The organism is Citrobacter amalonaticus, assembly GCF_037053465.1.
Taxonomy (GTDB): Bacteria; Pseudomonadota; Gammaproteobacteria; order Enterobacterales; family Enterobacteriaceae; genus Citrobacter_A; species Citrobacter_A amalonaticus_H.
Genome location: NZ_JBALIF010000003.1, coordinates 439654 through 450999, shown reverse-complemented (window position 1 = coordinate 450999; position 11346 = coordinate 439654). Strand labels below are relative to the sequence as shown.

10 protein-coding genes and 2 pseudogenes are annotated in these 11346 nt (G+C 50.1%); 9 read left to right on the top strand and 3 right to left on the bottom strand.

The window, feature by feature from the left end; translation table 11 throughout:
- Positions 1–243 precede the first annotated feature (243 nt).
- A complete protein-coding gene (alaC, locus tag WB371_RS07655) occupies positions 244–1482 on the top strand; it encodes an alanine transaminase (protein WP_336219472.1) in 1239 nt (412 codons plus the stop codon).
- A 67-nt stretch (positions 1483–1549) separates the two neighbouring features.
- Here the strand turns inward: alaC and ypdK are convergent, their stop codons facing one another.
- Both ypdK and lpxP read right to left on the bottom strand, forming a co-directional pair.
- Positions 1550–1621 carry a membrane protein YpdK gene (ypdK, locus tag WB371_RS07650; RefSeq protein ID WP_010723117.1) on the bottom strand — a complete coding sequence of 24 codons (72 nt, stop codon included), beginning with the start codon at positions 1619–1621 and terminating at the stop codon, positions 1550–1552.
- 370 nt (positions 1622–1991) lie between these two features.
- A complete protein-coding gene (gene lpxP / locus WB371_RS07645) occupies positions 1992–2912 on the bottom strand; it encodes a kdo(2)-lipid IV(A) palmitoleoyltransferase (RefSeq protein ID WP_336219471.1) in 921 nt (306 codons plus the stop codon).
- A gap of 413 nt (positions 2913–3325) precedes the next feature.
- Here lpxP and WB371_RS07640 point away from each other — a divergent pair, with 413 nt between their 5' ends.
- The gene (locus tag WB371_RS07640; RefSeq protein ID WP_336219509.1) at positions 3326–3568 is read left to right on the top strand and encodes a DUF2545 family protein; all 243 of its coding nucleotides are present in this window, start codon (positions 3326–3328) and stop codon (positions 3566–3568) included.
- A 136-nt stretch (positions 3569–3704) separates the two neighbouring features.
- On the opposite strand, the pseudogene WB371_RS07635 reads toward WB371_RS07640, so the two are convergent.
- Positions 3705–3986, bottom strand: a pseudogene (locus tag WB371_RS07635) (cyanate transporter); the annotation flags it as partial.
- A 28-nt stretch (positions 3987–4014) separates the two neighbouring features.
- Between WB371_RS07635 and cynR the strand changes: the two are divergent.
- From cynR to WB371_RS07600, 7 genes and pseudogenes are all read left to right on the top strand, one after another.
- A pseudogene (gene cynR, locus WB371_RS07630) lies at positions 4015–4743 on the top strand (transcriptional regulator CynR); the annotation flags it as partial.
- 106 nt (positions 4744–4849) lie between these two features.
- Positions 4850–5617 carry a basic amino acid ABC transporter substrate-binding protein gene (locus tag WB371_RS07625; protein WP_336219470.1) on the top strand — a complete coding sequence of 256 codons (768 nt, stop codon included), beginning with the start codon at positions 4850–4852 and terminating at the stop codon, positions 5615–5617.
- 65 nt (positions 5618–5682) lie between these two features.
- Positions 5683–6447 (top strand): amino acid ABC transporter permease, encoded by a 765-nt coding sequence (locus WB371_RS07620; RefSeq protein ID WP_336219469.1) that lies wholly within the window; start codon positions 5683–5685, stop codon positions 6445–6447.
- Entirely contained in the window at positions 6434–7156 is a 723-nt protein-coding gene (locus WB371_RS07615; protein ID WP_336219508.1) for an amino acid ABC transporter ATP-binding protein, read from the top strand. Before WB371_RS07620 ends, WB371_RS07615 begins: the two co-directional genes overlap by 14 nt.
- Positions 7157–7772: 616 nt before the next feature.
- Complete coding sequence (locus WB371_RS07610) at positions 7773–8426, top strand: hypothetical protein (protein WP_336219468.1); 654 nt, start codon at positions 7773–7775, stop codon at positions 8424–8426.
- Entirely contained in the window at positions 8419–9951 is a 1533-nt protein-coding gene (locus WB371_RS07605; protein WP_336219467.1) for a GH3 family domain-containing protein, read from the top strand. Before WB371_RS07610 ends, WB371_RS07605 begins: the two co-directional genes overlap by 8 nt.
- A 6-nt stretch (positions 9952–9957) precedes the next feature.
- Positions 9958–11346 carry a B12-binding domain-containing radical SAM protein gene (locus WB371_RS07600; protein ID WP_336219466.1) on the top strand — a complete coding sequence of 463 codons (1389 nt, stop codon included), beginning with the start codon at positions 9958–9960 and terminating at the stop codon, positions 11344–11346.

The following is an 11346-nucleotide window of genomic DNA, read 5'->3' as shown; positions in this document are numbered from 1 at the left end:
TTGAACACAGGGGTTTTGTAGTTACTATCATGACAACAAGATGTTATTGAAAGGTAATGTCAGGAAGTGATTTAGACGGTGTATTTCCTCTTTTAAAATTGTTATTCCTCTTTTTACCGACGAAAAAATATTTTTGTTACCCTCTCGACAGAAGGATTTTAATCAGGCTATTTTCTAAACATGCCGCTCATCGTGGCAGCGTCGCTCGGACGGTCCGGGCGCTAACGTATATCTGAGGACATTATGGCTGACTCTCGCCCTGAACGTCGCTTTACGCGAATTGATCGTCTCCCCCCCTATGTTTTTAACATCACTGCTGAACTGAAGATGGCTGCGCGTCGGCGCGGCGAAGATATTATTGATTTCAGTATGGGGAACCCGGACGGTGCAACGCCCCCCCACATTGTCGAAAAACTCTGTACCGTGGCGCAGCGGCCGGATACGCACGGATATTCGACATCCCGCGGGATCCCGCGACTGCGTCGGGCCATCTCTCGCTGGTATCAGGAACGGTATGAAGTGGACATCGATCCGGAGTCCGAAGCCATTGTCACTATCGGTTCAAAAGAGGGGCTGGCGCATCTGATGCTGGCGACACTCGATCATGGCGATACCGTGCTGGTGCCGAACCCCAGTTACCCCATTCATATTTATGGTGCGGTGATTGCCGGTGCTCAGGTGCGTTCCGTACCGCTGGTGGACGGTGTTGATTTCTTCAATGAGCTGGAACGCGCGATCCGCGAAAGTTACCCGAAACCGAAGATGATGATCCTCGGCTTCCCGTCAAACCCGACGGCGCAATGCGTCGAATTAGAATTTTTTGAAAAAGTGGTGGCACTGGCTAAACGTTACGATGTGCTGGTGGTACACGACTTAGCCTATGCCGATATTGTTTACGACGGCTGGAAAGCGCCTTCCATCATGCAGGTGCCGGGGGCGCGCGACGTGGCGGTGGAGTTTTTCACGCTGTCGAAAAGCTACAACATGGCTGGCTGGCGTATCGGTTTTATGGTCGGCAACAAAACGCTGGTGAGTGCGCTTGCGCGGATTAAGAGTTATCACGACTATGGCACGTTTACCCCACTACAGGTCGCAGCTATTGCGGCACTGGAAGGCGATCAGCAGTGCGTGCGTGATATTGCCGAACAGTATAAACGTCGCCGCGACGTGCTGGTGAAAGGGCTGCATGAGGCTGGCTGGATGGTAGAAATGCCAAAAGCCTCGATGTACGTATGGGCGAAGATCCCGGAACAGTATGCCGGAATGGGGTCGCTGGAGTTTGCCAAAAAGCTCCTGAACGACGCGAAAGTGTGCGTCTCGCCCGGCATCGGCTTTGGTGATTATGGGGATACACATGTGCGCTTTGCGCTGATTGAGAACCGGGACCGTATCCGCCAGGCGATCAGAGGGATTAAAGCAATGTTCCGTGCCGATGGTTTACTGCCCGCCGCAACAAAGCCAGCGTCCGAAGTGACAGAGTAACGTTCCCGCCCCCTTCAAAAGCAAACAGGAGCCTTAAGGCTCCTGTTTTTTTGCTGCATTATTGTCTTTAGATCATCAGGGCGAACGTACCGGCCCAAACGATGACCATAAAAGAAATGCCCATAAAGAAATATTTCACTTTCATCTCTCCGCGTAATGACTAATACGCCTGAATGAATTTCATCTCATCTGATTATAGAGAGCTGATACCGGTAAAAACGAAACTCGGAATGTTCCCCGTTTCGTCTGTGGCATCACCTCAGAATTCTGTGCGTTAATTGCTCCAGACGGCGCTAATGTACGCCTAAAAATGAGGCGAGACAAGAGGCATTTTTTTATTTACTTTTAGTGACTTACAGGTGTCGTGATTCGGCGACAGTATAATTTCTAACGGTAATAAATAGTGATTCAGCGACGCTGATTTGGCGTTAGGAGCGGACGCATTAAAACCATAATATAATCAAGGTTATTGGCTCTGAACGGGTAATAAAAAAGGCCTTTCGGCCTTTTTAAATGTAGAGTGATGCTTCCCCCAACGGGCGGGTTTTGAAGCGTCGGTGGATCCAGAGATATTGCTCGGGCGCACGCATGATCTCTTTCTCGATAATCTTGTTCATATAGGCGGCAGCCTGGCTTTCATCAGCCGGGTAGCCTTCCATTTCTGGAGTAATATAGAGGCGATAACCACAGTTACCGGCTTTTCTTACCATCGTGACGGTAAGCATTGCGGCACCGGACAGGCGGGACAACACATAGGTGCCATTCGTCGTCGCCACGTTTTTAACCGCAAAGAAGGGGGCGAATGAGCTGCCTTTCGGGCCGTAGTCCTGATCCGGTGCAAACCAGACGGCTTCACCTTTCTTCAGTGCGCTGACGATACCACGCAGGTTATTTCTGCCGATCATTGCTTTATTGGAACGCATGCGGCCCCGAGTTTGCACCCATTCCATCAGGGGATTATTGTGCGGGCGATATGTTGCCATCATCGGCTGGCAAAGGCCCATCACCCGACCACCCAGTTCCAGGGACATAAAATGAACGCCGACGACCATCACGCCACGGTTTTGCGCCTGTGCGCGCTGCAGGTTATCCAGTCCTTCAACATCAAACCATTTACGCACACGGCGGTCCGGCCAGAACCAGGCCATACCGGTTTCCAGTAACGCCATGCCGAGAGAATGGAAATTCTCTTCGATCAACTTTTCTCTCTGCGCAGGCGTATATGAAGGAAAGCAGAGCTCAAGGTTTTTACGGGCAATGGATTCACGGCGTTTCAGGAAGGGGCGAGCCAGTGTTCCGGTACGGGTGCCGAGAAAACACAAAACAGGATAAGGAAGTTGCACCAGTGACCAGAGCACACCCAGACCAAACCAGGTGAGCCAGTAGCGCGGATGCAAGAACGCGCGGGAAAATTTGCATGTAGGAAACATAAACACCTTCTGTAGATACTCTTGGTTGTATCGCAGAAGATGTATTCTCCAGGCGGTACGCTCAGTGTATTAGGCCATCATGTACAACAATGGTTCCTGCAAAGAGTGTAAAACTGCGTCAGGAGAAAACCACGAGGGGCATGAATGCTGGCTGTATAATGTACCATCGGGAGATTAATGTCAGCCAGAAATAATTAATCAAGAAGCGTAAATATTTTATTCAGCCTTGTAAGGCCTAACAATTTTTATAATGCGAGTTTATTCGTGCTTAAAAGCAATACAGAAAAGTCGCATAAATTAAATTGTTATGAAAAAGTTGCTGTCATTGCCGTTGGAACAGATGTCGCTTAAAATTGAAAGTATAAGGAGAGTAAGTATTTACCATCGATTTCACGCAAAAAGAAGGTATGGCGATGATCTTTTTCTGGGCGTTTCTGACGGTTAGCATCCTGGGCGTAAGCGGCTATATCGCTCAGGTTCTGGGTTGGGTATCCGCCATCTGCGCGTTTATCGGTATGGCCGTTCTGGCTGCTTTAATATACTACGTCACAATGTGGTTGACTGTTGGTGATGAAATGGTCACGGGGTTGTTTCTTTTTCTTTCACCAGTGTGTGGCCTGATCATTCGCTTCATGGTGGGTTACGGTAAACGTTAATTAATTAGGCATAAAATTATTAATATTAATTATTGATTGTTTTGATTTCATATATTTGACAACTGTTTTTATTCAAAAAAGTGCCAGCATGCTGGCACTTTCCTTGTCAGAAAAAAATAGATGATACGCAGGTCATTCATTTTCTGACGTATTCTGTTTCGGACCATTCCTGCGGGTAGCGCGCGGGGACAAAGCGGAGTGTGAGTAGCATCAGTCCGGCGACGCAGAAGGCGTGAAACGTCCAGTCGAGCAAATAGTTGCCGCTCATACTACGCAGGACGCCGGAAAGATACGGTGATAATCCTGCAATATAAAATCCTACTCCCTGCATAAACGCCACAAGCTTGCCGGAAACTACCGGGTGGCTGGCATGGTCGAGCGCCAGAACCAGACACAGCGGAAACGCACCGCCAATGCCGCCCAGCAGGGCGTTACTGAGCAATACCCGGTTGACCGATGCGGGGGAGGTTTATCTGCACTATGCGCGTAATGCTTTGCAGGCGCTGGAAGAGGGCAAACGGGCAATTCATGACGTCGAAGACCTGAGCCGGGGTTCGCTGCGTGTTGCGGTGACGCCCACCTTTACGGCCTATTTCATTGGCCCATTAATGGCGGCATTTTATGCGCGCTATCCCAACGTGACGCTACAGTTGCAGGAAATGCCGCAGGACAAAATCGAAGAACTGCTGGTTAACGATGCGCTGGATGTCGGTATTGCCTTCGATGAAGTCCATTCTCCGGATATTGATGCAAAGCCGTTGCTGACCGAAAACCTGGCGCTGGTGGTGGCGAATGCTCACCCGCTTGCGCAGCAGACGTCGGTTGGTTTGAGCGTGCTCAATGATGAAAAACTGATATTACTGAGCGCGGAGTTTGCGACCCGCGAGCAGATTGACCGTTACTGTCGTCAGTCCGGACTGCGCCCGCAGGTGTTGATGGAGGCCAACTCTATCAGCGCCGTGCTGGAACTGGTCAGGCGAACAATGTTTTCCACGCTGCTTCCTGCGCCCATCGCCGCGCAACGCGACGATCTGCGGGCTATCTCTTTGTCACCACAGCTACTCGAACGCACCGCTGTACTCATGCAACGTAAAGGAGCCTGGCGAACTGCGGCGGCAAGCGCTTTTGTCGCGATGGCGCTGGAACACGCGAAGGCAGTAAACACGGTGAAGTAAACCCGGATCACGCCCGGCAAAATGCGGTTGAGATAGTGATTGCATAAGGAAATCTATTTGTGTATTTTTATGCATTAAATATGCATAAAAATAAAAGGAGAAGGGAATGTTCAGTAAGTGGATGAAAGCAGGATGTCTGATGATGGCCCTGACAGGCGCCGTATTTGCAGCACAGGAAACCTATGTTGTTGGGGCGGGTGGTACCTATCGTCCGTTTGAATTTGAAAACAGCCAGAAACAACTGGAAGGCTTTGATATCGATATTATTAAGGCCATCGCCAAAGCGGAAAATTTTGACGTAAAACTGGTCAACACGCCGTGGGAAGGTATTTTCGCGACGCTGAGTTCCGGGGATCGCGACATTATTATTTCCGGCATTACCATCACGGACAAGCGCAAGCAGATGGTGGATTTTTCCAATCCGTATTTCCCAGCGGAACAGTCTATTGTCGTCCCGGCGGATTCTAAAGTGACGTCACTGGATTCGTTAAAAACGGAAAAGGTGGGGGTCGTCAACTCCAGCACCGGTGACATTGTGGTTTCAGGCGTTCTGGGGAAAAACAGCACCGCAATTAAGCGTTTCGACAATACGCCGTTAATGCTCCAGGAACTGTTTGAAGATGGCGTCAGCGCCGCAGTGGGTGATGTTGGTGTGGTGAAATACTACATAAAGCAGCATCCGGAAAAACAGTTCAAATTAGTGCCAGACGCAAAATTTGAGCGCCAGTATTTCGGTATCGCGGTAGCGAAAGGAAACACTGAACTACAGCAAAAAATTAATGCCGGACTGAAAAAAATTGTCGCTGATGGCACCTACGACAAGATCTATAGAACCTGGTTTGATAGCGACGTGCCGACGCTCCCGTCCGAATAACTGGCTTTTTAATTTATTTTTAGGCTGACACGACCTCTGTGTCAGCTTTTTTTCAGGGGAAAACCATGACGGGATTTCGTTGGGAAATCATCCAGGAGTACGCGCCATTATTTATGGAAGGCGCGTGGATGACCATAAAATGTACCATTATCTGTGTCTGCCTGGGCACGCTTTGGGGGCTAACGCTGGGACTGGGGCGCATGGCGAAAGCCGAGCACGGTTTCTGGAAATACGCACTCCGCTATCTCGTTCAGTTTCCTGTTCGCTTCTATGTCAGCGCTTTTCGCGGCACGCCGCTGTTCGTCCAGATCATGGTGGTACATTTTGCGTTAGTGCCACTGTTCATTAATCCCCGTGACGGGATACTGGTCACCAGCGGAATAATGAGTGCGGATTTCGCCCGTGAACTGCGTTCAGGCTACGGGGCTTTTTTATCCTGCATTGTCGCTATTACGCTCAATGCCGGCGCGTATGTGTCGGAAATCTTCCGGGCGGGGATCCAGTCAATCGACCCGGGACAAATGGAAGCCTCGCGAGCGCTGGGAATGCCGTGGTGGAAAACCATGCGCAAAGTGATCCTGCCGCAAGCGTTTCGCCGTATTCTTCCTCCTCTGGGCAATAATGCCATCGCGATTGTTAAAGACTCATCGCTTGCCTCTGCGATTGGGCTTGCCGATCTGGCCTATGCCGCGAGAACCGTTTCGGGCGCATATGCGACCTACTGGGAACCCTACCTGACCATTTCCCTGGTTTATTGGGTACTGACATTCCTGCTCGCGCAGTTGGTTAATCGTCTGGAAAAGAGGTTTGGCAAAAGTGATCCACATTAAAAATTTACATAAACACTTTGGTGATAACCATGTCCTGCGCGGGATTGACTGTGATATCAAGCCTCAGGAAGTCGTGTGCATTATTGGGCCGTCAGGTTCCGGCAAAAGCACCTTTTTACGCTGCATGAATGCGCTTGAAACCGTCACTGAAGGCGAGGTCATCGTGAACGGTTTCGCCGTTCACGATCGTAAAACCGACCTCAATAAAATGCGTGAAAGCGTTGGGATGGTCTTCCAGCGTTTCAATCTGTTTCCGCACATGACGGTGCTGGAAAATCTGCTGATGGCACCGCAAATGCTGCTGGGAATGGCGCGCAAGGAGGCCGTGAGCCGGGCTGAAATGCTGCTGGAAAAGGTAGGTCTAAGCGATAAACGCGATGCATGGCCTTCGCGGTTATCCGGAGGGCAACAGCAACGGGTGGCGATTGCCCGTGCGCTGGCGATGAATCCTTCGATCATGCTCTTTGATGAACCCACTTCGGCGCTGGACCCCGAGCTCGTGGGGGATGTGCTGGCGGTGATGAAAAACCTGGCGAACGAAGGCATGACCATGGTGATTGTCACCCATGAAATGGGGTTCGCCCGTGAAGTGGCCGACCGGGTGATCTTTATTGATCATGGTGTGATTCAGGAAGAAGGCACGCCTGAGACGCTGTTTACGTCGCCGTCGAACCCGCGAACGGCTGAATTTTTAAGTAAGGTGCTCTGAAAAATAACCTGCCAGATCGGTAGCCATTGATCTGGCATTTTTGAGGAAACCATTAGCATTTTCTTTTGTCGTTCTGCTGTCCCGTCATATAAGTCACTTTTCGCCGCCAGGCAATTAACGTTCGAATCCACTTAACGCAGTCCTTTCGGGTCAGCCTGTTGTCCATACTGAAAAAACAGCTTCGGCTCAGATAAATGTTCTCTGGATGAGCGCTCAGGTGTTTTACACCGCACGGAAGATAAAAAGGGAGCATATTCATGGGATAAATATGGAAAGTCACTCCTCTGTAGACTTTCACTGCTGGCTAATCAGCCAACAGCGAAACGGGTATTCGGTTAAAACTCCCATATACCCTGCGGGGTCAAACAGAGGCCAGTGATTTACGGGATAGTGCCGTCGGAAGACAGAGAGTCCACTGGACTTTAATTTCTTTTTTATCAAAGGGATATTAATTTTGTCTTAAAATAACCATTTAAAATACAGCATTTTTTCGTGGATTGGGTAACCTTTGCTGTTGAGATATTGATAAGCATGTAACCACAAGGATGTGTCAATGGCCGATTACCGGGCATATGTTCAGAAAATATCAACGCTGACAGACGACAGGCGTGAGCAAATGGCTGAGATCTATTTTCAGTCATATGCGGGGAGCGATCTTTCCTGTTTTCTTGCCGATCTGGACAATAAAGATGAAACGCTGCTTCTGGAATATAAGGGGCAGCTTGTTGGTTTCAGTAATATCCAGTTTTATGAACATGAACAGGGCGTTATTGTTTATTCCGGTGATACGATTGTGATGCCGAAACACTGGAAACAACAAATACTTCATCGGGTCTGGATAATGAGAATGGGCTTGCTCAAAGCGCAAGCGCCAAATAAAAAACTCTATTGGTTTCTGTTAGTTAAAGGTGTAAGAACCTATAAATGTCTGAAAGTGTTTGCCCGAACATTTTATCCCCACTGGCTGCACGATGAACCTGAACTTCAGCGTCTGGCCTCTCATCTGGCGATTGACAAGTTTGGCTCGCTTTATAACTCAGTGACTGGCGTTGTGGAATGCCCTGAACATTACGGCTATCTGAAAGCACCGCTAGCCAGGATCCCTGAGTCATTGCATAGCAGGCCAGAAGTTAATTTCTTTTTACGTAAAAACCCACATTACGCCCATGGTCATGAGCTGGTATGCCTGTGTGAGCTTGTGCAGGAGAATTTTGCCACTCGCTATCAAAAATGGTTCACCGATCCTGAGGTGGAGTTTATCCATGAGTAATTGCAATCCCTGGCACCATTTTCAACAGCGATATTCTTGTGTGCATGGTTCGCTACGTGAGAGACAGGAAAAATGGTTGATGAACTGTCTGAGAGCAAACCAAAACTCACTGTACGGGAAAGAAAAAGGCTTTGCCGAAATCGCAACGATAGAGGCGTTTCAGCAATGTGTGCCCGTGGTTGAATACGAGACGCTGGCCCCCTTGATTGAACGAATCGGGCAGGGACAGCAAAACGTCCTCTTTTGCGAAAGTGTGCAGGCTTTTGAGAGAACAGGCGGTAGCCATAGCGGCGGAAAACTCATTCCTTATTCGGCGCGTGGTCTGGCGGATTTTCGTCATGCGTTAACCCGTTGGTTGGGGGATACCATTCGTGAACACCAGTTAACGCAGGGGCATGCTTATTGGGCATTAAGCCCGGTTGCCACCCGGCAGGAGAATACCTGCGGCGGAGTGCCAGTGGGGGCCGGGGATGCGCTTTATCTGGGGGAGAATAATCTTGCCGCGTTTATCCGATTGTCTGCCGTACCGCTTAGTGTCGGTAATGTGGAAGATATGGCCGACTGGCAACTGCTCACGCTCAACTATTTACTACGTAGTCACGATCTAAGGCTTATTTCGGTCTGGAGTCCGGCTTTCCTCACCTCATTACTGACGGGGTTGCAGACGCGTCAGCAGACATTACTCGCGCTGCTGGCCCATGGCGGAGACATCGCCGGACATACTCTGGCTCCTGATGCCCAGGCGCTAAGCCGTTATCAACACTATCTTCTTTCGTCTGACACTCGCCAGCTTTGGCCTGAGCTGGCAGTCATTAGCTGTTGGACAGATGCCGCCTCGCAATCGCTGGCCGATGAGATGATGCAGCATTTTTCAGGTGTCTGCCTGCAGCCAAAGGGACTTCTTTCGACCGAAGCGGTTATTAGCGTGCCGGATAAACATGGTCTGCCAACATTGTGCGTCGACAGTAATTTTTATGAGTTTATCGCTGACGATGGCGTGATATCGCTGGCTGATGAACTGGTTGTCGGCGCGGAGTATCGTGTGATTGTGACCACCAACAGCGGTCTTTATCGCTACCAAACGGGCGATCGTGTGAAATGTACAGGTGAAAGCGAAGGGATACCTGGGCTGCGTTTCACCGGACGTGACGGGGTATACAGCGACCTGGTTGGCGAAAAGCTGACTGAACCTTTTGTTATTAACTGTCTGGCGTCTCTGCGCGGTTTTGCCGCTCTGGCGCCGGATATCGCAACGCCCGGGTATGTGCTGTTACTGGATAGCGCGCTTCGTGAGCGCAATGTGCCGTATCTTAACGATATTGAAGAACGGTTGCGTAGTAATCCGCAGTATTGCTATGCCCGACGGCTTGATCAGCTTGCGCCATTGCGTTGTCAGTTTATTGATAATCCCGCCGATCGTTATTTGCGCTGGCGTCAGCGGCAGGGAAAACGACTAGGGGATATCAAGATTCCCGCAATTTTCACCGCCGATGAGTGGCGTGGCACCTTTCAGACAGGAGTGTAAAAAGATATGGATAATCTCGCGTACAGCCCGCAGAGAAAAATGAAGCTGGTGCTGATCTCCCCGAAAGGGCCGCTGTATCGCAGTAGGGGCGGAATTTTTAAACGATCCTTGCGCTATCAGCCGCTCACCCTGACAACGCTGGCAGCACTGGTGCCCGACACGTTGCCAGTCGATATAACTCTGATTGACGAGAGTATCAGCGAAATCCCGGCGGATCTTGACGCCGATCTGATAGGCATGACAGTGATAACCGGTACTGCCCCAAGAGCTTATGAGCTGGCTGCAGGTTTTCGGGCGAAGGGGATTACCGTCGTTCTGGGAGGACCGCACGTGACGCTGTTACCACAGGAGGCGGCGGGTCACGCTGACAGCATATGTGTGGGTTATGCGGAGCAAAGCTGGCCGAGACTCATTACAGATTTTCTTCAGGGCAACCTGCAACCGCAATACCTCCAGGGAGACGACTTCAATCTTGATAATACTCAACTGCCTTTCCCGCAGCGCGAGCGTTTTGACAGTAAACATTTTCTGACCCAGTCCGTATTTGAGGCAACGCGTTCCTGTGCGCACAATTGCGAATTTTGCGTTGCGCCAACCGCATGGGGAAGAAAGCAGTTTCAGCATCCTGTCGAGTGGGTGGTGAATGATATCCGTCAGTTTGTCGCCCGAACGGGAAAACGCAAACTCATCTTTGTCGACCTCAACCTTGTCTCCGATATTGGTTATGCGAAAGCCTTGTTTAACGCATTGATCCCATTGAAAATAAAATGGTTTGGTCTCTCTACGGTGCTGATTGCCCACAACCGGGATCTGATGGAGCTGATGGCAAGGAGCGGTTGCAAAGGGCTGCTGCTTGGGCTGGAAACCGTCAGCGATGGCAGTCTGAAGGATGCCGGAAAGAAGTTTAATGGCTCTGTGGATTACAAAGCGTTGATTGGCGATCTGCACCGACTCGGGATCTCCGTGCAGGGGTGTTTTGTGTTTGGTCTTGATCACGACACGACGGATGTTTTTGATCGTACCGTCGAACTGGCTATTGAATCGGGTATCGATCTTCCGCGTTTCTCTGTCCTGACGCCATTCCCGGGTACGCCGCTATACCATCGTCTCGAAGAGGAAAAGCGTATTTTGACCAAGGACTGGTCGTTATACGACGCCCAGCATGTTGTCTTCCAGCCGAATCTGATGAGCGTGCGAGAACTGGAACTTGGTCATGAACGCGCATGGAAAAAAGTCTACCGTTATAGCAGCATTGCCCGACGATTGTGGAATGCGAAAAATTGCCAACCGCTGGCGTTAACGGCAAATCTGGGATATCGCTTTTATGCCCATCATTTGCATGAGTTTTATACCTGCGACTGGCCAATTGAGTACTCACCAGAGCGGAGCGCTTAA